At 64.5% G+C, this 23,047-nt stretch carries 18 protein-coding genes; 5 read left to right on the top strand and 13 right to left on the bottom strand.

Translation table 11 applies throughout. The features are described 5' to 3' along the window. Positions 1-832: 832 nt before the first annotated feature. Positions 833-4,921, top strand: a complete 4,089-nt coding sequence (rne, locus tag NH396_RS07125; RefSeq protein ID WP_253062548.1) for a ribonuclease E — start codon at positions 833-835, stop codon at positions 4,919-4,921. Positions 4,922-5,162: 241 nt separating this feature from the next. Here the strand turns inward: rne and murB are convergent, their stop codons facing one another. From murB to NH396_RS07080, 9 genes are all read right to left on the bottom strand, one after another. Then, positions 5,163-6,242, bottom strand: coding sequence for a UDP-N-acetylmuramate dehydrogenase (gene murB / locus NH396_RS07120; protein ID WP_253062546.1), 1,080 nt, complete (start codon positions 6,240-6,242; stop codon positions 5,163-5,165). Further along, entirely contained in the window at positions 6,239-6,796 is a 558-nt protein-coding gene (locus tag NH396_RS07115) for a low molecular weight protein-tyrosine-phosphatase (RefSeq protein WP_253062537.1), read from the bottom strand. Before NH396_RS07115 ends, murB begins: the two co-directional genes overlap by 4 nt. Continuing rightward, complete coding sequence (kdsB, locus tag NH396_RS07110; RefSeq protein WP_253062535.1) at positions 6,796-7,635, bottom strand: 3-deoxy-manno-octulosonate cytidylyltransferase; 840 nt, start codon at positions 7,633-7,635, stop codon at positions 6,796-6,798. Before kdsB ends, NH396_RS07115 begins: the two co-directional genes overlap by 1 nt. After that, the gene (locus tag NH396_RS07105) at positions 7,635-7,829 is read right to left on the bottom strand and encodes a Trm112 family protein (RefSeq protein WP_043331901.1); all 195 of its coding nucleotides are present in this window, start codon (positions 7,827-7,829) and stop codon (positions 7,635-7,637) included. The genes kdsB and NH396_RS07105 overlap by 1 nt, the downstream gene beginning before the upstream one ends. Positions 7,830-7,883: 54 nt before the next feature. Then, positions 7,884-8,873 carry a tetraacyldisaccharide 4'-kinase gene (gene lpxK / locus NH396_RS07100; protein ID WP_176676420.1) on the bottom strand — a complete coding sequence of 330 codons (990 nt, stop codon included), beginning with the start codon at positions 8,871-8,873 and terminating at the stop codon, positions 7,884-7,886. Further along, the gene (gene msbA, locus NH396_RS07095) at positions 8,870-10,618 is read right to left on the bottom strand and encodes a lipid A export permease/ATP-binding protein MsbA (protein WP_253062533.1); all 1,749 of its coding nucleotides are present in this window, start codon (positions 10,616-10,618) and stop codon (positions 8,870-8,872) included. The genes lpxK and msbA overlap by 4 nt, the downstream gene beginning before the upstream one ends. Before the next feature lie 28 nt (positions 10,619-10,646). Then, positions 10,647-11,072, bottom strand: coding sequence for a biopolymer transporter ExbD (locus tag NH396_RS07090; protein ID WP_253062531.1), 426 nt, complete (start codon positions 11,070-11,072; stop codon positions 10,647-10,649). After that, positions 11,069-11,848: a MotA/TolQ/ExbB proton channel family protein gene (locus NH396_RS07085; protein ID WP_306424383.1), complete on the bottom strand. Its 780-nt coding sequence runs from the start codon at positions 11,846-11,848 to the stop codon at positions 11,069-11,071. Before NH396_RS07085 ends, NH396_RS07090 begins: the two co-directional genes overlap by 4 nt. A 107-nt stretch (positions 11,849-11,955) precedes the next feature. Beyond that, complete coding sequence (locus NH396_RS07080; RefSeq protein ID WP_253062529.1) at positions 11,956-14,844, bottom strand: ComEC/Rec2 family competence protein; 2,889 nt, start codon at positions 14,842-14,844, stop codon at positions 11,956-11,958. A gap of 201 nt (positions 14,845-15,045) precedes the next feature. Between NH396_RS07080 and NH396_RS07075 the strand changes: the two genes are divergently transcribed. After that, complete coding sequence (locus NH396_RS07075; protein WP_253062527.1) at positions 15,046-15,627, top strand: DUF2062 domain-containing protein; 582 nt, start codon at positions 15,046-15,048, stop codon at positions 15,625-15,627. Between the two features lie 95 nt (positions 15,628-15,722). On the opposite strand, the gene NH396_RS07070 is transcribed toward NH396_RS07075, so the two are convergent. Next, positions 15,723-16,445 carry an ATP-binding cassette domain-containing protein gene (locus NH396_RS07070; protein ID WP_253062525.1) on the bottom strand — a complete coding sequence of 241 codons (723 nt, stop codon included), beginning with the start codon at positions 16,443-16,445 and terminating at the stop codon, positions 15,723-15,725. A 52-nt stretch (positions 16,446-16,497) separates the two neighbouring features. Next, positions 16,498-17,742 (bottom strand): lipoprotein-releasing ABC transporter permease subunit, encoded by a 1,245-nt coding sequence (locus NH396_RS07065; RefSeq protein ID WP_175088376.1) that lies wholly within the window; start codon positions 17,740-17,742, stop codon positions 16,498-16,500. A gap of 253 nt (positions 17,743-17,995) precedes the next feature. Between NH396_RS07065 and NH396_RS07060 the strand changes: the two genes are divergently transcribed. The 3 genes from NH396_RS07060 (at position 17,996) to NH396_RS07050 (ending at position 21,131) form a co-directional block, all read left to right on the top strand. Next, positions 17,996-19,057 (top strand): agmatine deiminase family protein, encoded by a 1,062-nt coding sequence (locus NH396_RS07060; RefSeq protein WP_253062523.1) that lies wholly within the window; start codon positions 17,996-17,998, stop codon positions 19,055-19,057. Next, positions 19,057-19,977 carry a carbon-nitrogen hydrolase gene (locus NH396_RS07055; protein ID WP_253062521.1) on the top strand — a complete coding sequence of 307 codons (921 nt, stop codon included), beginning with the start codon at positions 19,057-19,059 and terminating at the stop codon, positions 19,975-19,977. The genes NH396_RS07060 and NH396_RS07055 overlap by 1 nt, the downstream gene beginning before the upstream one ends. A gap of 284 nt (positions 19,978-20,261) precedes the next feature. After that, positions 20,262-21,131, top strand: a complete 870-nt coding sequence (locus NH396_RS07050; protein WP_253062510.1) for a DNA replication terminus site-binding protein — start codon at positions 20,262-20,264, stop codon at positions 21,129-21,131. Positions 21,132-21,176: 45 nt separating this feature from the next. Here the strand turns inward: NH396_RS07050 and NH396_RS07045 are convergent, their stop codons facing one another. Both NH396_RS07045 and sthA read right to left on the bottom strand, forming a co-directional pair. Next, a complete protein-coding gene (locus NH396_RS07045) occupies positions 21,177-21,509 on the bottom strand; it encodes a YrhK family protein (protein WP_253062508.1) in 333 nt (110 codons plus the stop codon). A 129-nt stretch (positions 21,510-21,638) separates the two neighbouring features. Continuing rightward, positions 21,639-23,030: a Si-specific NAD(P)(+) transhydrogenase gene (gene sthA, locus NH396_RS07040; protein ID WP_043331912.1), complete on the bottom strand. Its 1,392-nt coding sequence runs from the start codon at positions 23,028-23,030 to the stop codon at positions 21,639-21,641. Positions 23,031-23,047: the final 17 nt, after the last annotated feature.

The raw sequence follows: 23,047 nt of genomic DNA, 5'->3' as shown, positions 1-23,047 counted from the left end.
ACATACCTTTACTGGTATATTCGAGCGCAGTGAGATGGGCCTTCTCTATATGCCCGATCATCGTCTCCGCAGCCCTGTCACAGCGGCCGGAAAAACGGCGCACCCGGCACTTCAACAAGGTGCTTCACGCCGGCGGAGAGGGTCAGATGGCCCGCAATGAAGCAACGCGCACCGACATCAGCACCGTGCAGGTCACGCAAGCACCCTGTTGTCATCTACCCTGTCGGTAGCGTGCTGTCCCGCGCATCGCACCTGTCAATCACAGGCAGCGAAGGCAGCCCCAAGGACAGTCATTCGTGGCCAGTGGCCGGACCAACAGCTGACGCAAAACATCGATGTCGCTCAGGTCTCACAGGACCTGATGACGATATCAGCGGGCGCGGAACGCATGACGCCGCGCGCCGCAGCGCAATCGCCCTTCGAGCCTTCGTTGCAGACTCCACGAGATGATGTCGCGAGAGCCCGGAAGCCGCCTGCGCAGGCAAGACAGCAAGATGCCCAGTCATTCATGGGCCAACGACACAAGACCGCTCGGGCATGAAGCCCGGGTCATCATTCGATATCCGTGCCGAAGGCCGGCGTCGATGAATCGGCAAATGCCAGGTGTTAGGGAAGAGACCGCAGGGCCGGAGGAGTACCAATCCCCGCAACACGTCCTGCCTCTTCCAAGTACTCAACATGATCATGCCGCATGTGGCCCGTCACGGACTTGCCTGCATGCGAAAAACGCATTCCACGACATGCGCTGAGCACAACACGAAGCGGAAAACGGTTCCTCGTCGCCGACGCACAATGCGGCTGCCCTTCGGCACGCCCAGTCTAGCGAGACGACATGAAACGGATGCTCATCAACGCGACCCAGCCGGAAGAGCTGCGCGTCGCACTGGTCGACGGACAACGCCTTTACGATCTCGACATCGAGTCCGGCGCCCGCGAACAGAAGAAAGCCAATATCTACCGCGGCAAGATCACCCGCATCGAGCCCAGCCTCGAAGCCTGCTTCGTCGACTTCGGCGCCGAACGCCACGGCTTCCTGCCGCTCAAGGAAATCTCCCGCGAGTACTTCTCCAAGGACCCCGGCCAGGGCCGCCCCAACATTCGTGAAGTGCTCAAGGAAGGCCAGGAAGTCATCGTCCAGGTCGACAAGGAAGAACGTGGCAACAAGGGCGCCGCCCTGACCACCTTCATCAGCCTGGCCGGCCGCTTCCTGGTGCTGATGCCCAACAACCCGCGTGCCGGTGGTATCTCCCGCCGCATCGAGGGCGAAGAGCGCGCTCAGCTGAAGGAAGCGATGAACAGCCTGACCCTGCCGGACAAGATGGGCGTCATCGTGCGCACCGCCGGCATCGGCAAGAGCGCCGAAGAACTGCAATGGGACCTCGACTACCTGGCCCAGGTGTGGGACGCGGTGACCAAGGCTGCTTCCAGCCGCCCAGCCCCCTTCCTGATCTACCGTGAATCCAACGTCATCATCCGTGCCATGCGCGATTACCTGCGCAATGACATCGGTGAAGTGCTGATCGACTCTCCGGAAGTCCAGGAAGAAGCGCTGTCCTTCGTGCGTCAGGTGATGCCGAGCTACCAGCAGAAGATCAAGCTCTACGAAGACGATGTGCCGCTGTTCTCGCGCTTCCAGATCGAATCTCAGATCGAGACCGCCTACCAGCGTGAAGTGAAGCTGCCCTCCGGTGGCGCCATCGTCATCGACCACACCGAAGCCCTCGTCTCCATCGACATCAACTCCGCTCGCGCCACCCGCGGCAGTGATATCGAGGAAACCGCGCTGCAGACCAACCTGGAAGCCGCGGACGAGATCGCTCGTCAGCTGCGCCTGCGCGATATCGGCGGCCTGGTGGTGATCGACTTCATCGACATGACACCGGCACGCAACCAGCGTGAAGTCGAGAACCGTGTGCGCGACGCACTCAAGATCGACCGCGCTCGTGTCCAGATCGGTCGCATCTCACGCTTTGGCCTGATGGAAATGTCACGTCAGCGTCTGCGTCCGTCACTGGGCGAGACCAGCGGCGTGGTCTGCCCGCGCTGTGACGGCCAAGGCACCATCCGTGACGTGCGCTCCATGGCGCTCTCGATCATGCGCCTGATCGAAGAAGAGGCCATGAAGGAGCGCAGCTCGCAGATCCGCGCCATTCTGCCGGTGCCGGTCGCGACCTACCTGCTCAACGAGAAGCGCGCCACGCTGTTCGACATCGAACGTCGTCAGGGCGTGAATGTCGTGCTGCTGCCGAACCCGGAACTCGACACCCCGCACTACGAAGTCGTGCGTCTGCGTGATGACCACGTCGATGAAGACGGTGCCGACAAGTCCAGCTTCGAACTGTCCGTCGAGACCGAAGTCGGCAAGGAACCGGACCCGAACTTCGACAAGCCGCCGGCGCGCACCGAAGCCGCTGTCAAGAGCGTGTCCCACACAACGCCTGCCCCGGTTGCCGCACCGGAAGCGCCTGCCGCAGTGGCCGAGACTGCTGACAGCAGCAATGACAGCGATAGCCGCAACGGCAACGGCAAGAACAACGGCAATCGTCGTCGCAACGGCAGCAACGGCCGCAACCGCCAGGAGTCGCGCAACGAGTCTCGTAACGACACTCGCAGCGAAGGCCGCAACGACAGTCGTCAGAGCTCGCGCAATGACAGCCGTCAGAGTAATCGTTCGAACCAGAGCAACGACAGCCGCGCTCAGGCCAGCAAGCAGGCAGTCGTCACCCAGGCGCCCGCCCAGTCTCACGCCAGCACAGCAGCCCCCGTCGCCGGTGGCGGCCTGCTGTCGCGCCTGGCGCGAGGCTTCAGCCGCCTGCTGGGCAATGACAGCGACAGCGCAGCACCGGCCAAGTCCAGCGAAGCGCGCAAGGCACTGGAAAAGGCCCGCGAGCGTCGCGAGACCGTCAGTGAAGCCAGTGCTCCGGCAGCGGCTCGCAACGATTCCCACAATGGCCGTAACGCTGAACGTAGCGACGATCGCAAAAACGATCGCAACAACGACCGCAGCAATGACGGCCGTGGCAACGAGCGCGATGACAACCGCAAGGACTCCCGTCGTCGCAATGACAACGCGTCACGCAACAACGATGCTGACAGCAACAGCCAGAACGATGGCCGTAACAGCAACAAGCGCCGTCAGCGCAACGACCGTGGCAGCCGTCGCAAGTCCAACGAGTCGCGTCAGGACAGCCAGCAGGAAATCGTCACCAACGACAGCAAGCCTCAAGCCGAGCCGAAGGCGCAGGCCGACAACAGCTCGAAGGCCGACAACGCCAGCAAGCGCGATTCCGGCAAGCGCAGCGACAAGCCGGCACGTGGTGAAAAGCCGAGCAAGACTGACAAGGCCGAACAGGTCGACAGCAAGCAGGCACGCGAGTCCATCAAGGCAGCCGAACAGGCCGAGCAGGAGGAACAGCAGGTCAGCAGTGAAGACCAGCAGACACGCAACAACCCGCGTGTGCGCAGCCGCCAGCACGCTCTGAATCCGCAGGCGGTCGAAGAGCAGAAATCGCTCAAGGCCATGGCGCTGGCAGGCCCGCAGGCTACCGCTGCTCCGGCAACCGCTGCTCCGGCAACCGCTGCGGTGCCGGCCATTGCCGAGGAAGGTGCCAAAGCCGTCAGTGCCACTACCGCTGCTCCGCAGGGCGAAGCCAATGCACCGCAAGGCAAGGAAAGCGCTCCGCATGCTGACACCAGTGCTCCGCAGGGTGAAGACAGTACCGCGACACAGGAGGCACCGACCACCGCTGAGCAGTCTGCCAGCGCAGACCTCACGGCAGTCGCCGCAGCGGAAGTCAGCGAGCCGAGCAACGAGACGCTGAAAGAGACGGTAGCCCCTGAGTCAGCGGCATCCGACGCGCAAGCGTCTGAGTCTGAGCCAGCGGAAGTGGCCGAGCCGGTCGCCGAAGCGCCGATCGACGCACCTGTCGAAGAGGCGTCCGAAGCGCCTGCCACTGGCACTCACCAGGCGCAGAAGACTGAGCAGCATGCCGTCCAGCAGCCAAGTGTGCACCAGCCGCAGGCCAGCGCAGCTGACGCCGCCGTCGACACGCCGGCCGTCACCGCTGCAGAAGTCGCACCGGAAGCCGCGGCCGATGAGCAGTCGCTGAAGGAAAGCGTGATCAGCGAAGCCGCTGCGCCTGAAGCGCCGCAAGGTGAAATCACTGTCAGTGAGAACGGCGCCGAAGCGCAAGCTGCCGAGCAGACTGACGCTCCGGCACCTGCCGCTGACGCAGAAAAAGCGGTCGCCGCTGAGGCAGACTCTGCCAGCCAGCCTGCGCAGCCGGTGGCGGAAGAACCTGCCGTGGAAGAACCTGCCGTGGAACCAGCCGCCGCTGAACAGCCTGTACAGAAGGCCGCGCACGAAGAGGCTCCTCAGCAGACTGAGACCAGCGAGGCGAAGGTGACGCAAAACGCTGACGTGGCCAGCACTGAGATTGAGCCTGCCGTCAGCACGGAGCACACCGCAGATACTGTCGCTGATGCTGCTGAAAGCTCTCAATCAGCTGAAGGGACTCAATCGGCTGATGGCTCTGCTGCTGAAGGTGCCGAAAGCGCCGTCAACGTTAGCGCCAGTGCCGAAAATGCCCCGGCCGAGGCAGCGTTCGCGACTGCCGAGCGTCACGACAATGTCGCCGTGGCGCAAGCCGTGAGCGACGACACCTCCACGGTGGAAGTCGCTGACAGCGAGCAGAAGCAGGCACCGAGCGAGCAAGGCGAGGCGGCAGCGGCAGAAGGCGTGCAGCAGGACAGCGCGCAGCCAGCCACCGAGACCCGCCGTCGCCGTGGCGAACGCGCCTACAACGATCCGCGCGAAGTGCGTCGTCGTGAGCGTGAAGCTGCCGAACGTGCTGCTGCACAACAGGCCAGCGCAGAGACTCAGGACACGACCGCTCAGGATGACAGCAACACGTCTCACTGAGGCCTGAGGCTGGCGCCCTGCCCCTGCCGTCGCTCTGCCGCCCCTTTCAGCCACCAGCGCTGAAGGGGCGACAGAAAGGCAGCAAGACACGGACTAGCCAGGGTCTATGCCAAGGTCTGCCAGCCGCTCTCGCTGAGCAGCAAGTCAGAACCACGCGCTGAAAACAAGAACGCCCCACAGGCTTGCCTGCGGGGCGTTCTTGTTTTCAGTGCATGCGATTCTGGGCCTCAGCCCTCGGGCATCACCCTTCAGGCATCATCCCCAGCTCGCGCGGCTCCTGCTCGAGCCAGACCCCGAAGCGGGTGTGGACTGCCTCACGCACCTCCTGCGCCAGTGCCAGCAGCTCCGTGACGGCGCCCTCACCGAAGTGCACCAGCACCAGCGCCTGTTGCGCATGCACGCCGACATGGCCTCTACGCGCGCCCTTGAGACCACATTGATCGATCAGCCAGCCTGCTGCCAGCTTGATGCTGCCATCGGCCTGCGGGTAATGCGGCAAGCTCGGGAAGCGAGTCAATAACGCCTGGGCCTCAGCCTGGGGAAGCTGTGGATTCTTGAAGAAACTACCGGCATTGCCCAGTTGCGCGGGGTCGGGCAACTTCTCACTGCGCGTGGCAATCACCGCCCGGGCGACCTGCAACGGCGTCACCTCCTCCCCTTGCGGCAGCGCCGCACTGACGCGCTGAGCGAGATCACCATAACCGAGCCGGGGCGCCGCCTGGCGCGATACCTGCAACTCCAGACGCGTGATCAGCACGCGATGCTCAAGCGCGCCCTTGAAGATGCTGTCGCGATAGCCGAAACCGCATTCCTCACGATTCATCCAACGGCAGCTGCCATCTTCCAGCGACATGACTTCCAGGCGCAGCAGATGGTCTGCCAGCTCGACGCCATAGGCGCCGATATTCTGGATAGGCGCCGCACCGCAGCAACCGGGAATCAGCGCCAGATTTTCATAGCCCCACCAGCCAGCGGCGGCCAACTCCATCACTAGAGCATGCCAGCGCTTGCCGGCCTCGACGCAGACCGTGGCCGTCAGGCCGTCTTCTGCCGGCGTGATGGTGACCTCATCAAAGGCCGGGCGCATGACATGGGCATCCAGCCACGGCAGCAATACCAGATTGCTGCCGCCGCCGATCACCACCAGGCGCTCACCAGTCTGCCGAGAGGCCAGCACCTGCGCCCTGGCCGCCTCGACGGTGTGTGGCTCACTCAGGGCACGGGCACGCGCCGAGAAGCCCAGGGTATTGCAGCTATCCAGCGCCACACCCTCTCGTTGCGAGGTGTCGCCAGCGTTCTGATCACTGAATACCTGAGTCATGAGCGCGCCCGCGCCGTGGTCGCTGCAGGCAGTGCCGCGATGAGCGCCTCGCAGGCCACATCGATCAGGTCCAGCACACGCTCGAAGGCATCGGGGCCCCCGGTGTAGGGGTCCGGCACCTCACGACTGCCCGCTGCCAGCGCGGGCAGCGGGGTCGGCAGCAGGTCCAGCAGGCGACCGATCAGCGCCTGATCGCCACTGTTGCTGCGCGCAGCCAAGGCACGGGTATCGGCAAGATTGGCATCGTCCATCACCAGAATCAGATCGAAGTCGTGAAAGTCCTGCTCGCACAACTGACGGGCACGCAGCGTGCTGATGTCATGGCCGCGCCTGGCCGCATGCGCGATGGCCCGCGAATCAGGCTGACCGCCGACATGCCAGTCACTGGTGCCGCAGCTGTCCACCGTGACGACCTGATCCAGGCCATGGCGCGTCAGCGCGGCACGCAACACGCCTTCGGCACTCGGTGAGCGACAGATATTGCCCAGGCACACCATCAGGATGCGCTCCAATGGCGCCTGACGCTGGGCCAGTTGCTCAAGAAGCTCGCTCATCAGGCCTCTCCGCTCTCGCTGCCTGCCACTGCTTGCGCCAGCCAGTCGCGCACGCGCTCGAGGTCCTCCGGCGTGTCGACACCTGCCGGATGCGCCGTGCAGGCAATGGCTACCTGGATGGCATGACCATGATGCAGCGCGCGCAGCTGTTCGAGCTGTTCAAGCTGCTCCAGCGGGGCCGGCAGCCAGTCGACGTAATCGGTCAGGAAGCTGGCACGGTAGGCGTAAAGGCCGATATGACGCAGCCAGGAATCGGTGGCCAGCATGTCCGGCGGCGTGGTGAAGTGCTCGCGGTCCCACGGGATAGGCGCGCGCGAGAAGTACAGGGCACGCCCACGCAGGTCACGCACCACCTTGACCACATTGGGGTTGAACAGGCTGTCGACACTGGCGATCGACTCCGCCAGCGTGGCGATCGAGGCCCCCGCGTCTTCCTCGAGGCGTACCGCCACCTGATCGATCAACGCCGCCGGCAGCAACGGCTCATCGCCCTGGACGTTGACCACCAGGGTCTCGGGGGCCAGCGCCAGCAGCGTGACCACCTCGGCAAGGCGGTCCGTCCCGCTGGGATGATCGGCACGCGTCATTACCACCTCGGCCCCGAAGCCTTCACAGACCTCACGGATGCGCTCGTCATCGGTGGCGATCACGACCCGACTGGCCTGACTGGCGCAGGCATTGCGCCAGACATGCTTGATCATCGGCTGGCCATGAATGTCCGCCAAGGGCTTGCCCGGCAGGCGTGAGGAGTTGAAGCGCGCCGGAATCACGACCACGAAACCGGCCTCGCTCTCTGAACGGCTGTCGTCTGCCTGCCCCTGCTGCAGAAGGTCACTCATCAGCCGCGGCTCCCCTTGAGCTTCTCGTCGGCATCCATCTGGCGCGCTTCTTCTTCCAGCATGACGGGAATGCCGTCGCGTACCGGATAGGCAAGGCCATCGTAGAAGCACTTGAGCTCGGCATTCGCCGCATCATAGGTCAGCTTGGCCTGACACAGCGGGCAGACCAGCAGCGCGAGCAGTTCCTTGTCCATCGAGACATCTCCGGAATAACAGCAGAAAAGAAAGAAAATTCAGCGATCAAGCCCTCAGAGCGCCTCAAGGCGTTTGGCGAGCCAGTCCACCAGCGCCTGATCCGGACGCGCCTCGACATCCAGCGCCCAGCAGCGCTCATTGGCGAAGCTGCGACACTTGACGGCGTCCTTGGCGGTCATCACCACGGGCAGATTGTCGGAAAAGCGCAGATCCGTCGGCGTGAAACGATGGTGGTCCGCCAGCGGACACGGCAGATGATCGACCCCGAGATTGGTCAGGGTGCGGAAGAAGCGCTGCGGATTGCCGATACCGGCCAACGCATGCACCTGACCACTGAACGGCAGCTGGTGGGCAGGATAGCGCACGTCGTCGATCAGATGGCGCCAGTGAACCGGCGTCAGCGTCATGCAATGCGACTCCACCGGCAGGCGCGAGCAGTCGATGACACCGTTGGAGATCACCGCATCGACACTGGCAAGGCGCGACAACGGCTCGCGCAGCGGCCCGGCGGGCAGGCAACGCTGATTGCCGAAGGCACGCTCACCGTCCACGACCACCAGCTCGATATCGCGCCCCAGCGCATGGTGCTGCAGGCCGTCATCGGAGAGCAGGATGTCGCAGCCCGCAGCAATCAGGCGCCGCGCCGCACTCGGACGATCCGGGTCGACCGCCACCGGCAGGCCGGTCTGCTGGGCCAGCATCACCGGCTCATCGCCGGCATGCTGGGGATCGGTATCGGCCTGCACGTAGAGGGGGTAGCGCGGCGAATGCCCACCGTAGCCGCGCGAGATGATGCCCGGGCGCCAGCCCTGCTCGCTCAACCAGCGCCCCAGCCAGGCGACCAGCGGCGACTTGCCGGTGCCACCGACGGTGATGTTGCCGATCACGATCACCGGCACCGGCGCCTTCCAGACCTCACGCTTGCCGGTGAGATAGGCATTGCGCTTACGCGCCACCACATTCCTGTAGACATGTTCCAGCGGGCGCAGCAGGTGCAGCCAGCCGGCGCCACGATACCAGGCGTCTACCAGTCGTTCACTCATGCGTCTGCCGTCTCCCGGAACTGGATGCGATGCAGCGCGGCATAAGCACCTTCCTGAGCAATCAATGATTCGTGGGTGCCGTCTTCGATGATCTCGCCATCATCCATCACCAGAATGCGGTCCGCCTTCTCGATGGTGGACAGACGGTGGGCGATCACGAAGGTCGTCCGGCCCTGACACACTTCTTCCAGCGCGCGCTGGATATAGCGTTCGGATTCGGTATCCAGCGCCGAGGTGGCCTCATCCAGCACCAGAATCGGCGAGTCCTTGTAGATGGCGCGCGCGATGGCGATACGCTGGCGCTGACCACCGGAGAGCATCACGCCATTGTCGCCGACGATGGTGTCGTAGCCTTCACTCATGCGCTCGATGAATTCGTGGGCATAGGCCGCACGCGCCGCCTCTTCCACCCGCGCCTTGTCGACCTCGCCGGTGCCGTAGGCAATGTTGGCGGTCAGGTCGGCATTGAACAGGGTGACATTCTGCGAGACCAGCGCGATCTGCTGACGCATCGGTCGCAGCTTGTAGTCCTCGATGGCGACATCGTCGATCAGGATGCGGCCGGTGGTCGGTGCGTAGAAGCGCGGCAACAGGCTCATCAAGGTCGACTTGCCCGATCCCGAACGCCCGACGATGGCGACCATCTGCCCTGGCTTCACCTCCAGATCGATACCCTTGAGCACCTCCTGCTGATGATCTGCATAGCGGAAGTGGACATTGTCGAAGCGCACACGCCCCTCGAGACGCCCCTCGGGCACCAGGGTGCCGTTGTCCGGCTCTGCCGGCATATCCAGCAGACCGAACAGTTCTTCCGAGGCCGCCATGCCCTTCTGGATCTCGCCGTTGACTTCGGTCAACTGACGCACCGGCTTGGCCATCATCGAAGCAGCGGTGATGAAGCCGACGAACTCCCCAGCGCTCATGCCGGCCATCAGTTCCGGCGCCATCGCCAGCCACACCAGCGTGGCCAGCGCCACGGCGATCAACAGCTGGATGACCGGCGTGGCGGTGGCCTTGGTCAGCGCTTCCTTCATCTTCTGCTCGCGGTTGTACTCACTGACCGCCGCAAAGCGTGCCTTCTCGTAATCCTCGGCACCGTGAGTACGCACGATCCGGTGGCCGGACAGCGCCTCGGAGGCCACGTGGGTCACCTCGCCCATCGAGCCCTGAATGCGCTTGGAGAGCTTGCGGAAGCGCTTGCTGGCATAGCTGACCACCCAGCCGATCAGCGGCGTGACCGCGATGAAGACCAGCGTCAGCTTCCAGTTGGTCCAGAACAGATAGCCCAGCAGGCCGAGCACGAAGAAACCTTCGCGCAGGATGATGGTCAGCGCCTTGGTGGCCGCGCCGGTGATCTGTTCGACATGATAGGTGACACGGGTGATGAGATGGCCGGTGGAGTTCTCGTCGAAATAGCGCCCCGGCAGATGCAGCATGTGGTTGAACACCGTGGTGCGCAGGGTGTGCACCACGTTGCGCGCCACATCACTCATGCAATAGGTGCCCAGGAAGGTGCCGACGCCGCGCACGGCGAACATGCCGATCACGAACAGCGGCAGGAACAGTCTGAACTGGGCGTCAGGATTCTGAATGCCGTCGATCAGGCGCTTCATCATCTCGGCCAGCGCCGTACTCGAGGCACCGTAGATGATGTAGCCGATGACGGCGGCAAGAAACATCTTCCAGTGCGGGCGAACATAGCCGAGCAAGCGGCGGTAATGAATCCAGGTGGAGTCGCGACTCACGGGGTCTCCATAGACTTGGGCGGCGCCCTCATGGGGCATCCGGTGATGATGATTCCGTCCCGATACGCGTACTGATGCGCACACGGGTGATACCCACTTCAGCGGCGGCGTCCAGCGCCGTGACCACCTTGGCGTGGGGCGTGCGGCCATCGGCTTCGAGGATCAACCCGAAGCGATCTGCCTGGTCCTTGTACTGCGCAAGTTGCGCTCCCAGTTCATCCTCGCCGAGGCTTGCCTCGCCGAGCGTAAAATCACCTGCTGCTCCGATGCTCAAAATCAAGGGCGCCTGCTCTACCGCGCTGGCCTGACTGGACTGCGGCAGAATGAGGTCCAGCGCTCGACGGCTATCGAAGGTGGTCGAGACCATGAAGAAGATCAGCAGCAGAAACACCACGTCGATCAGCGGGGTGAGGTTGACCTCCACCGACTCACGCCGGCGACGCGGAAACCTCATGACGGCCTCCCGGCACCTGCCCCCTTGCCATCATCGCCACCATAGGGATCATCGGCGTCACGACGCATGTAAGCCGGCAGGTCTTCCGGCAGACGCTCATGGGGCTCCGGCACCTGGCCGCGGCGCTGGCCCGGGCGACGGTCGATGCCGTCGTGGCTCTCGGCCAGCCCGAGCTCGCCCTGATGGTGCGAGATATACTCCACCACCTGCCCTGCCTGCTCCTCCATGTTGACGGTGATGTCCTCGACACAGCGCTGGAAATAGCGATGGAACATCAGTGCCGGAATCGCCACCGTCAATCCGGAGGCCGTCGTCACCAGCGCCCGGGAAATCCCGCCGGCCAGCTCCTGGGCTCGCTCGGCGCTGCCCGCATCGACGATCACGGCAAAGACGTCGATCATGCCCACCACCGTGCCCAGCAGCCCCAAAAGCGGCGTGATGGCGGCGATGGTGCCCAGCGGACTCAGGAAGCGCTCCATGTCATGAATCACGGCCACGGCCGATTCCTGCATGCGCGCGCGTACCTGCTCATTGCCCAGGCGCGCATTGCGCAGTCCCGCCGCCAGCACGTTGCCCAGCGGCGAATGACTCTCCAGCCAGTACACATTGACCTGTCCCTGGCTGATCAGTTCACACACCTGCTGCCCCAGTCCCTTCGGCGCGATGCGACGCGTGCGCAGTGTCCACAGGCGCTCGAGAACGATGGCCAGTGCCACGACGGAACATCCGAGGATGGGGAGCATCAAGACTCCCCCTGCGTACAAGGCTTCCAGCATGTGACCTCTCCCTTGGTCTCGATGCCTCTGCGGGCACCATTTTTGTCGTGTCAGATGTCACGCGCCGTCCCTGTCGCGCAGGCCGCATGAATCCGCCATGCATCTGATCATCCTGCGGATTTTACCCCAAGGCACCTCACTCCGATACCGCCAGCCCTGCGTGCTGGTTGCAGCCGCTCCCCCTGCGGCCACCACTCCCAGTGCAAGGCGCCATCCAGGCCGACATGCCAGAGACACTCGACATGACGCGCCAGACGCTCCACCACGTCCGGATGCGGATGACCATGCGGATTGTAGCGACCGGCGCTGACAATCGCGTGACGCGCCGCCAGGCTCTCAAGCCAGCCATCACCACTGCTGGTGCGGCTGCCGTGATGTGCGACCACCAGCAACGGCAAGCTGCGTCCGGCCAGTCGTCTGCCCAGCGTCGCTTGCAACTCGCGCTCCTCCTGCAGGCCGATATCGCCGGTCAGCAACGCCAGTGGGCGCGCGCCATGTGCTATCAAGACCACACAGGAGTGCGCGTTGTCACGTCGAGTCGTCAACCCTGCTGGCGGCCACAGCATCTCAAGGCGCACCGGCTCGCCCTGTAACTGACCAAGGATGATGCTGCGCCCGGCGACACACTCTCGCATCGCCACCTCATCGAGCCAGCTTACCTGATGCGCCAGTCTCGCTCGCTGCCCGGCCGGCACCCACAAGGAAGCGATCTCCTCGGCAGACAGCGCCTGCAGGCCGCCGGCATGGTCACCATCCCCGTGACTCACGATCACGCCGATCGGCTCTCCCGCCACGGGCATTGGCCCCGGCAAGCGAGCGCCGGCATGGCGTGATGCCACGCCCAGATCATATCGCCAGTGTCTCGGCGTCTGGCGTGAAGTACCGATGCCGATGCTCGCAGCAAGATGACTGCGCAGCGAAATCGCCAGCCCCTGCCCGACATCATGCACCGTCAGACTGAGCGCGGGCGCCCCGGGCGATAACGAGGCGACCTCTGTCGCGCGCGTGCCGGCGTCCCGCCCGGCGGTGGCCAGCGCAGTCGGTGACCACGGCAAGGTCAGCGCCGCCAGTGACAGCCCCCAGCAGAGTGCCACGCTGCCACACAGGCGCTTCAGACGGCCATCGAGGCCCGGCACACCCTCCGCCAGCCAGGCACATAGAAGAGCCATGACCGCGAGCGTCAGGATCAAGGCCGAGGGAGTGGCGCCAGACACCCCCGCCGCCATTGGCACCTGCGGCCAGCGCCCCTGCGTCGACGCAAGCGAAGACAATATCTCCATCGCCTGCGCCATGCCCTGTGCCAGCAGCTGCCATAGACCGCCACTGAACACACCGCCAGCGAGCATGCCTGTGAGCCGTGACGGGACGAGTCCCGTGAACAGCAACAGCTGCTCGAGTCCCGCAAGCCCCCAGCCCAGCATGCCAAGCGGCACGATCAATACCGTCACCAGGGGCGCCATCAGCAGATTCATCGGCAGCGACAGCCAGGACAGCTGGCCGCGCGAAAGCAGCAGGGCCGCACCCATGACCAGCGTCAGCAACCACTGGCTGCGCAACGTGGCCAGACACCATCCGCGCACTCCCCGCGGTCGCGAGCGGCCCTGCCAGGCCAGCAACAACACCGCCACGGCGAGGAATGATAGCCAGGTACCCGGGCGCCACAGTGCCAGCGGGTCCAGCCCCAGCACCAGAATCAGCGCCAGCATCCAGACCTGCCAGACACCCAGGCCGCTACGGCCACTCGCCATCCAGAGCCCGACCGTCACCATCAAGGCGGCGCGCAGGGCCGGCGGCGCCAGGCCTGCCAGCAAGGCGAAACTCCAGGCCGCCAGACAGGCAAGCCACCAGGGCGCCACGCTGAATCGCCACCCGCCCGGTCGCCAGAGGCGCAGCACGCCGAAACTCAGCCCCAGCACCAGGCTGGCCATCAATCCGACATGCAGCCCCGACACCACCGCCAGATGCGTCAGTCCCGTGGCGTTCAGGGCGTCCCAGTCGTCGTGGGTCAGTGCCGCGGCCTTGCCCAGCGTCAGTGCCGCCAGCCAGCGACAGGGCGACCCCGGCCAGTCGACCAGTGCCCCGCCTTCGCCCGTGCCACAGCGCTGCCATAGCGCCTGCTCGGCATGAAGGCGCAGCGCTGCCAGCCCGCCTGGTGGCGCCAGGCGCTGCGCAAGAGACAGTTGGCGCACATACCCCGTGGCGACGATACCTTCGCGCCATAGCCAGGCGACACGATCAAACTCCGCCGGGCTCGCTGAGCGCCCGAATGCCGGGTTGCTGGCGCCATGAGGCGGCACCAGACGCACGACCATGCGCCAGCGCTCACCGGCCTGCCAGGGAGTCGCCAGCGCCTCGCGTGTCGCGATATCGCGGGATGGCTTGCGCGGCCAGTAGCGCCGAAGCTGCACTCGCTGATCCAGCAGGCGATGACAGGCGGCCAGACGCCCGGCATCCGCGTTGGGTGAATCCCTCGGCTGGAAGAGATCACAGCGCGAGACACGTAGCACCAGGCGCACCGATTCATCAGGTATCGGCAGCGCGCGATTGACCTGCTCGACCCGGCCTTCCAGCCACAGCTCCTGGCGCGTCAGCGCCTCCGCCATCACGATCGGCTGCTGCAGAAGACTGATCACCAGCCCGCCCCCCAGCGCTGCCGAGAACCGAAGGCTCAAGGCTCCGAGCCGAGAGCGGCGTGACCCGGCGCCGGAAGCAGAATGCGGGCAAGAACGGGTGGGAGTGACTGCCAAGGCCCCTGCCACCATGAGCCAGCAGAGCAGCAAGGCGGCCAGCAACAGGTTGTCGCTCAGCGTCATGAAGGCGGCCCAACCATGCGTCCCACCCTCCTGCGCGCCGAGCCCTGCCGATGAGCGTGACTGCCAATCCGCGCCCCACTCGCCCTGGCGTGACAGCCAGATGCCCGCCACCAGCCCCGTCAGCAGCTGGGCCAGCGAGGCCGGTGACAGCCAGAATCGAGCGGGATGGGAAGATTTGTTCACGGTGGCACCTGGCATGTTGCTGGCCTCTTGCAAGGTCACCCATGGCGCAGTCCGTCAGGCATCGCGCGGGCTTTGCTGTACTCAGTGCCGAATCGAGACACGCGGGTTGCAGATCACTAACCGGATAACTGCGCAGTCAGCATGGCAGTCCTGCAGCCATGTATGGATAATGGCCGGCGTTGAATGCCAAATGGCCAAGTCATGCCTCGTCGTCTACTCAAGCGGCTCATGCCGGAACCGGATGCCCTCAAGCGCAAGAAGTCGCTGCGCTTCATGCATCACCTGATCGCCGATCCCGCACTGTGGGCGTTGTCGCGACGCACTGTGGCCAATGCCTGCATGGTGGGGCTGTTCTGTGCGCTGCTGCCGATTCCCTTCCAGATGGTGGTGGCCGCCCTCGGTGCCTGGGCACTGCGCTGCAACCTCGCGCTGTCGGTGGGTCTGGTGTGGGTGACCAACCCGCTGACCATGCCGGTGGTCTACTACGCGACCTACCGCGTGGGCGCCTGGATGCTCGACACGCCCGCACGCGTGATGCCGGAGCAGGTCTCCGCGGCCTGGTTCGCCAATCAGCTGGAAGACATCCTGCCCGCTCTGGCGCTGGGTTCGCTGGTCAGCGCCGTCGTCCTGGCACTGCTGGGCAACATGCTTGTCCGCCTCTTGTGGCGCTATCAGGTAGTGCGCAACTGGCGCAGCCGCCGCAAGGCGCGCCTGGCCGCCAGACGTTGCAGCAAGGAGCAGTCATCACGCCCGACCGCTGAGCAGGACACCGACAAGCTCTGAACACTGCCGACAGACACGCATGAAAAACGCCCCGCCATCGAGAGATGGCGGGGCGTTTGGCTTTCTGGCTAGCGTGAATCAGTCAGCGGCTCGACTCAATCCTCGTGCAGCTTGCCGCCGTCCAGACGCAGCACACGGTGCTGGTGCGCGGCCAGACCGTTGTCGTGGGTCACGATGATGAAGGCCGCCTGCGCTTCGCGCGCGATGTCATCCATCAGCTCGAGAATGCGCGCCGCCGTGGTCTGATCCAGGTTGCCGGTCGGCTCATCCATCAGCACCAGACTCGGGTCCGTCACCAGCGCACGCGCGATGGCGACGCGCTGGCGCTCACCCCCGGACAGCTCGCCCGGCTTGTGATCGGCGCGCGGCGCCATGCCGACCCGCTCCAGCAGCTTGCGCGCCTTGACGGCAGCCTCGGAACGCTTGTGGCCACGGATGATCAACGGCATCGCCACATTCTCTTCGGCACTGAATTCCGCCAGCAGGTGGTGGAACTGATACACGAAGCCGATGTGCTGATTGCGGAAGCTGCCCAGCGCCGACTCGCTGAGTTCGGACAGGCGCTGGCCGGCCACCTTCACGATGCCCTGGGTGGGATGGTCCAGCCCACCGAGCAGATTGAGCAGCGTGGTCTTGCCGGAGCCGGAGCTGCCGACCACGGCGACCCGTTCACCGGCATGCACGCGCAGTTCCAGCTCGTCGAGCACCTGCACCTCTTGCGGGCCCTCATCGTAACTGCGGCTCAGGCGCTCACAGATCAGCATCGGCTTGCCGTGGGCCTGACCCGGCGCGTGAGTGTCAGAAGCCGGCGTCGGCATGGCGGTGTCTCCAGCAGCGGAACGGATGGATGCATCAGACGGTGTCGACGGATTACTCATAGCGCAGCACCTCCGCCGGCTGGATGCGCGAGGCGCGCCAGGCCGGATACAGCGTCGACAGGAAGCTCAGCACCAGCGCGGAGCCGATGATGATGCCCATGTCGCTCATCTCGAGGCGCGATGGCAGATAGCTGATGAAGTAGACGTTGGGGTCCAGGAACTGGATACCGAAGGTCGATTGCACCCAGGCGATGATGTCGGAGACGCTCAGCGCCAGCGCCACACCGGCGATGGCGCCGATGATGATGCCCAACACGCCGATGGTCAGCCCCTGCACGATGAAGATGCCCATGATGGAACCGGGCCTGGCCCCGAGAGTACGCAGAATGGCGATGTCGGCGTGCTTGTCCGTCACCATCATCACCAGCGTCGAGACGATGTTGAAGGCCGCGACGGCGACGATCACCATCAGCAGCAGGCCGATCATGTTCTTCTCCATCTGGATGGCGGCGAACAGGTTGCCGTGGGTGCGCTTCCAGTCCATGCCGCGATACTGCGGCCCCAGCTGGCTGACGATGTCACGCGTGACCTGATCGGCGCTGAACAGGTCATCGAGCTTCAGGCGCACCCCCTGGACGTCACCCTCATTGAAGCGTGCCAGCTTGGCCATGTCCGAGATATCGGTGTAGGCAAGGCTGGCATCGACGTCCGCGCCGACCTTGAAGATACCGGTCACCGTGAAGCGCTTGAGGCGCGGGAAGATGCCTCCCGGCGTGATGGAGGCCTCGGGCACCAAGAGCGTGACGCGGTCCCCCACGCCGACGCCCAGATTGCGCGCCAGCAGCTCGCCCATCACGATGCCCCAGCTGCCGGGCGTGAGATCCGCCAGACTGCCCTGCACCATGTGCTCGCTGATGATCGAGACCTGGTCCTCCGCGGACGGATCGATACCGGTGACCAACGCGCCCTTGTTGCGGCCGTTGGTGGTGAACATGCCCTGCTGCTCGATATAGGGCGCCGCACCGACGACATGCGGCTTCTCGCGCAGCTTGCCGGCCAGCGTCTCCCAGTCGGTGACGCTGTCACGCGCCTCGACGCGCACATGCGGCACCATGCCCAGCACGCGGGTTCGCAGCTCATGGTCGAAGCCGTTCATCACCGACAGCACCAGAATCAGCACGGCGACGCCCAGCGACAGCCCCAGCATCGAGGTCAAGGAAATGAAGGAAATGAAATGGTTACGGCGCTTGGCGCGGGTATAGCGCAGGCCGATCAGAAAGGGTAGGCGATCCAGCAGCATCGAAGTCGATTCCTTGGGTCAGGGTCGCGGGCCATGATACGCATTCCGCAGGCTCGGCGCATGGAGCCATATTCGAACGCAGTTTGCCAGCCTTCGTCTGTGGCCAACATGAACCGCCATCATGGCAAGACATGTGCACGTCAGGCACCACAGGGCTAGCGTCGGCGCATGGCTCTGCTATCATCGCGCGCCGAGTCCGCGGCATTGCGGCTTGCGCCTTTATCGTTACCTCTTCATCAGGGAGATGCCCATGGCCACCCGTCTGCTCGCCGAATGGCACCCGCAGGACGCCATCCAGCTCAGCTGGCCCAGCCCGCACAGTGACTGGAGCGAGATGCTCGAGAGCATCGAAGCCACCTGCGAGGCCATGGTGATCGCCATCAGCCGCTATCAGCACGTGCTGATCAGCGTCAGCGATGACGCCACCCGCGAGCGCCTTGCCGCGCGCTTTGAAGGCTTCGGCGTGCCGTCCGAGCGCCTGCACCTCTTCGTGGCACCGCTCGATGACACCTGGGCGCGCGATCACGGCCCCATCACCATCGAGCGTGATGGAAAGCCCGTGCTGCTGGACTACGTGTTCACCGGCTGGGGCGGCAAGTTCGAGGCCGCGCGTGACAATGCCCTAACCGGCGCACTCGCCGCCCAGGGGGCCTTCGCGAGCCCGATGGAAAGCCGCGACTTCATTCTGGAAGGCGGCGGCATCGAGAGCGACGGCCAGGGCACCCTGCTGACCACCGAAGCCTGCCTGCTCAACGACAACCGCAATACCGGCCTGGGCCGCGCCCAGGTCGAGGCGCAACTCAAGGCCGATTTCGGGGTCAGACGCGTGCTGTGGCTCGCCAATGGTCACCTGGAAGGCGATGACACCGACAGCCATATCGACACCCTGGCGCGCTTCTGCGACCCGCGCACCATCGCCTATGTCCGCTGCGATGATCGCGACGACCCGCATTACCCTGCACTCAAGGCGATGGAAGCCGAACTTGAAGCACTGCGCGATGCCAATGGCGACCCGTACTTCCTGATACCGCTGCCGTGGCCGGATGCCTGCTTCGATCCGGACGACGGCCATCGTCTGCCGGCGACCTACGCCAACTTCCTGATCATCAATGGGGCCGTGCTGGTGCCGACCTACGCCGATCGTCACGACATGATCGCTCTCAAGGCCCTCGCCAGCGCCTTCCCCAAGCGTGACATCATTCCGGTCGATTGCCGCGCCGTGATTCGCCAGCATGGCAGCCTGCACTGCATGACCATGCAACTGCCCAAGGGCACGCTGGCCACCTCGAACACCTCTCAAGGAGCACTGTGATGACTGCTTCCCGCCGTACACTCAAGGTCGGTGTCGTCCAGCAACAGGGCTGGCCCGACAAGGATACAAGCCTGGCGGCCAGCGAAGCCGCCATTCGTCGCCTTGCCGCCGATGGCGCTGAGCTGGTGATGCTGCAGGAGCTGCATGCCAGCCACTACTTCTGCCAGACCGAAGACACCGAGATCTTCGATCTCGCCGAGCCCCTCGACGGCCCGACCACCCAGCGTCTGGCCGGGCTGGCCGCCGAACTCGGCCTGGTGATCGTCGGCTCCATCTTCGAGCGCCGCGCGGCGGGCGTGTATCACAATACCGCCGTGGTGCTCGACAAGGCCGCTGGCCTGGTCGGCACCTTCCGCAAGATGCACATCCCGGATGATCCCGGCTTCTACGAGAAGTTCTACTTCACGCCGGGCGACGCGCCCAGCGCACAGGCCCCGCGCCGCGGCTTCGAGCCCATCGACACCTCGGTCGGGCGTCTGGGCGTTCAGGTCTGCTGGGACCAGTGGTATCCCGAAGGCGCACGCCTGATGGCGCTGGCCGGTGCCGAGATGCTGCTCTACCCCACCGCCATCGGCTGGGACCCGCGCGACGATGAAGCCGAGCAGACACGCCAGAAGGATGCCTGGACCCTGATCCAGCGCAGCCACGGCGTCGCCAATGGCGTGCCGGTGATCGTCGCCAACCGCGTCGGTCATGAAGCGGACCCGACGCCCGCCAGCGAAGGCATCCACTTCTGGGGCGGCAGCTTCATCTGCGGCCCCCAGGGCGAGCTGCTGGCGCATGGCGGCACCGAGCCCGAGGAGCTGCTGGTCGAGGTGGACCTGGCGCGCGGCGAGGACGTGCGCCGCATCTGGCCTTACCTGCGCGATCGTCGCATCGATGCCTATGGTGATCTCACCGAGCGCTATCGCGACCGCTGAGCCCATCGGGCTTTTGCAGGTGCCGGCCCGACAACAGCACCCTATCGAGATCATACAGCCTCCCTCCGCAGAGACAGGAGGGCGCCCAGCGTGGCGCCCTCTTCTGTTTCCGTCTGTCGGTGCCGGCGCCGTCGGCCTCTCCCGTCGGGTGATTCAGCCTCTCGGAGCCCCTCTTCTGTCCGCGCATGCCGCCATGGTCTGTCTTGCCATCCCGGTCACGCTAGGCTAAACAAGATAACGCGATAAAAAATCACGTCTCCCTTGCTGCAATCAGGACGCAGAGCATGCCCGAATACCAGTTGATGGCCAGAATAGAAGCGGCCTTCGATACGCAGATCAGTGCCGCCGATCAGGTCATCACCGCGGTCAGAGAAGAGAATTCGCCACTCTGGCGGCTGGATGGCGTCAGTGCCGATAGTGAATGGCTCAGTCAGGCGTTGCAGGATGTGTGGTATCAGGATGGCCAGGATGGCCGGGTCACCCGCCCCTATCTGGGCGTGGTCGCCGCAGGCCCGAAGGTGATCGAGCGCGTCGCGGCATTCAACGCGGCCAAGGAGCAACTGGCGGAGCTCTTCGCCGAGCTGCGCGAACAGTATCCCGACCAACTGGCCGAACTGAAGGCGATTCTGCCCTTCCGCCATCCGGGGCTGAATCAGCACCTGAGGGGCGATGGCTTGGCGCGACTGCATCTCAAGCAGTGCTGGCGGCGGGTGCCGGTGGCAGAGGCGCCAGTCGCGCGAGTGCGCTTTGCCTGGTACAGCTCCGGACGCTCTATCCAGCGCGTCAGCGTGGCGGAGTGTGAAGCCTTGCTGATGAAACTGGATACCGAGGCCGAGCACGTACGCCTGCAGCTCAAGCTGCTCGCTGGCTTGCCATCGAATGAGATTCTGGCCCGCATCCAGCCCCAGGCACCGCTGATGCGAGCCAACCTGTTCTATCGTGAGCCGGTGATGCGCGAAGACGGCGAGCTACGTACGCGCCGCGCGCTGAATGTCTCCCTGCCGCTGTTCCTGCCGCATGATGACCTGCGTCTGCCTGCACTCAATCAGCCAAGCCCGACGCCACCCACCGAGCGCACACGCGCCCGCCGCGGTGACGTGCGCATCGAGGACACGCCCTTCCTCAAGAGTCTGCGTGTGCATCGCTATCGCTGATCCCTGGAGCAAGAGAGCCGGTGAGGCATGCCGTGAAGACGCCCGCTAGAGGTCAAGCGCCGATTCGGGCATCCGCTTGAGGTGCATGCGGCGCGCCAGTCGAATCATCGGCTTGAGCGTCAACTGCAGCGAGCCGATCACGAACAGCCAGATGCCCAGCGTCATCCACTCTTCCCAGAAGAAGCACACGCTGCCGATCGTGAACAGCAGGCCCAGCACCAGCTCATTGATGATGCTGGCCAGCTCATAGCGGCGGTGGATGATCAGCTCCTCATGGCCAAGCCGCAGCGTGAGGTCCGAGGCTGGATCATCCTGCAGTGTCTCGCGTGACTGCGTGCCCGACTGGCGAGTATCGTGTTGCCGTGGATCATCCTGCATGCGTGATTTCCTCAAGGTTCATCGACAAGGTTTCCCGGCTGGGAGCCCGACAACCACAAGGCCCCGACATCAATGATGTCGGGGCCTTGTGGTATGCCTTCAAGTCAGCGGGCACGAGGCCCGCGCCGCTCAGAACAGACGGTTGAGTCCGTTCATGGCCGCGACCCGGTAGGCTTCCGCCATGGTCGGGTAGTTGAAGGTGGTGTTGACGAAGTACTTGAGCGTATTCGCCTCCCCCTTCTGCTGCATGATGGCCTGACCGATGTGCACGATCTCGGACGCCTGGTCCCCGAAGCAGTGGATGCCGAGAATTTCCAGCGTATCGCGATGGAACAGGATCTTGAGCATGCCGACGGTATCGCCGGTGATCTGGGCGCGGGCGGTGTCCTTGAAGAACGCCTGCCCCACTTCGTAGGGGATGCGCGCCTCGGTCAGTTCGGACTCGCCACGCCCCACCGAGCTGATCTCGGGGATGGTGTAGATGCCGGTCGGCACCTCATTGACGAACTTGAACTCTTCCCCCAGCAGGTTGGCCGACGCGAAGCGGCCCTGATCGTAGGCGGCAGATGCCAGGCTCGGCCAGCCGATCACATCGCCTACCGCATAGACGTGGTCCAGCTCGGTGCGGTACTGATCATCGACGGTCAGCTGACCGCGGCCGTTGGCCTGTAGACCGACATTCTCGAGACCGAGGCTGTCGGTGTTGCCGGTACGACCGTTGGCCCACAGGAAGGCGTCTGCACGCAGCTTCTTGCCGGACTTGAGGTGTACGACCACGCCGGACTCGTCGCCCTCGATGCGATCGTATTCCTCGTTGTGACGCACCAGCACGCCATTGTTGCGCAGGTGATAGGACAACGCGTCGGAAATCTCGTTATCCAGGAAGGACAGCAGACGATCACGCGTATCGATCAGGTCGACCTTGACGCCAAGGCCGGAGAAGATCGAGGCGTATTCGGAGCCGATGACACCGGCGCCGTAGATGATCAGCGTGCGCGGTGTGTGCGACAGGCCCAGGATGGTATCGGAGCAGTAGATGCGCGGGTGGCGGAAGTTGACGTCCGCCGGGCGGTAAGGACGTGAGCCGGTGGCGATCACGACCTTCTCCGCATGTAGCTCCTCGACCCCTTCATGGGCATCGCGCACCACGACGGTGTGCTCGTCCTTGAAGCGGGCGGTACCGAAGAACACATCGATGCGATTGCGGGCGTAGAAGCGCGTACGCATCTCGACCTGCTGCTCGATGGTGCGGCGTGAACGCTCCAGCACCTTGGGGAAGGAGAACCAGCGCGGCTCGCCGATATCGCGGAACATGCGATTGGTGTTGAACTCGATGATCTGCTTGACCGCGTGGCGCAGCGCCTTGGAAGGGATGGTGCCCTTGTGGGTACAGTTGCCGCCCACGGAAGACTGAGCCTCGATCACGGCGACACGCTTGCCATGCTTGGCCGCGTTGACTGCCGCGCTTTCCCCTGCCGGGCCGGTACCGATCACGACGACATCGTAGTTATAGACTGCCATGAGACTCGCTTTGCTCC

Source organism: Cobetia sp. Dlab-2-AX (genome assembly GCF_024124625.1).
GTDB lineage: Bacteria > Pseudomonadota > Gammaproteobacteria > Pseudomonadales > Halomonadaceae > Cobetia.
The sequence above is the reverse complement of the archived record's forward strand: the minus strand, read 5'-3'. Positions and strand labels throughout refer to the sequence as shown.

Excerpts from the sequence above, each read along its gene's own strand:
- NH396_RS07090 (WP_253062531.1), bottom strand. The coding sequence starts at position 11,072 with ATGAGGTTTCCGCGTCGCCGGCGTGAGTCGGTGGAGGTCAACCTCACC.
- NH396_RS07045 (WP_253062508.1), bottom strand. The coding sequence starts at position 21,509 with ATGCAGGATGATCCACGGCAACACGATACTCGCCAGTCGGGCACGCAG.
- NH396_RS07060 (WP_253062523.1), top strand. The coding sequence starts at position 17,996 with ATGGCCACCCGTCTGCTCGCCGAATGGCACCCGCAGGACGCCATCCAG.
- NH396_RS07050 (WP_253062510.1), top strand. The coding sequence starts at position 20,262 with ATGCCCGAATACCAGTTGATGGCCAGAATAGAAGCGGCCTTCGATACG.
- NH396_RS07075 (WP_253062527.1), top strand. The coding sequence starts at position 15,046 with ATGCCTCGTCGTCTACTCAAGCGGCTCATGCCGGAACCGGATGCCCTC.
- NH396_RS07105 (WP_043331901.1), bottom strand. The coding sequence starts at position 7,829 with ATGGACAAGGAACTGCTCGCGCTGCTGGTCTGCCCGCTGTGTCAGGCC.
- NH396_RS07055 (WP_253062521.1), top strand. The coding sequence starts at position 19,057 with ATGACTGCTTCCCGCCGTACACTCAAGGTCGGTGTCGTCCAGCAACAG.
- murB (WP_253062546.1), bottom strand. The coding sequence starts at position 6,242 with ATGACTCAGGTATTCAGTGATCAGAACGCTGGCGACACCTCGCAACGA.
- NH396_RS07115 (WP_253062537.1), bottom strand. The coding sequence starts at position 6,796 with ATGAGCGAGCTTCTTGAGCAACTGGCCCAGCGTCAGGCGCCATTGGAG.
- lpxK (WP_176676420.1), bottom strand. The coding sequence starts at position 8,873 with ATGAGTGAACGACTGGTAGACGCCTGGTATCGTGGCGCCGGCTGGCTG.
- kdsB (WP_253062535.1), bottom strand. The coding sequence starts at position 7,635 with ATGAGTGACCTTCTGCAGCAGGGGCAGGCAGACGACAGCCGTTCAGAG.
- NH396_RS07070 (WP_253062525.1), bottom strand. The coding sequence starts at position 16,445 with ATGCCGACGCCGGCTTCTGACACTCACGCGCCGGGTCAGGCCCACGGC.
- sthA (WP_043331912.1), bottom strand. The coding sequence starts at position 23,030 with ATGGCAGTCTATAACTACGATGTCGTCGTGATCGGTACCGGCCCGGCA.
- NH396_RS07085 (WP_306424383.1), bottom strand. The coding sequence starts at position 11,848 with ATGCTGGAAGCCTTGTACGCAGGGGGAGTCTTGATGCTCCCCATCCTC.
- rne (WP_253062548.1), top strand. The coding sequence starts at position 833 with ATGAAACGGATGCTCATCAACGCGACCCAGCCGGAAGAGCTGCGCGTC.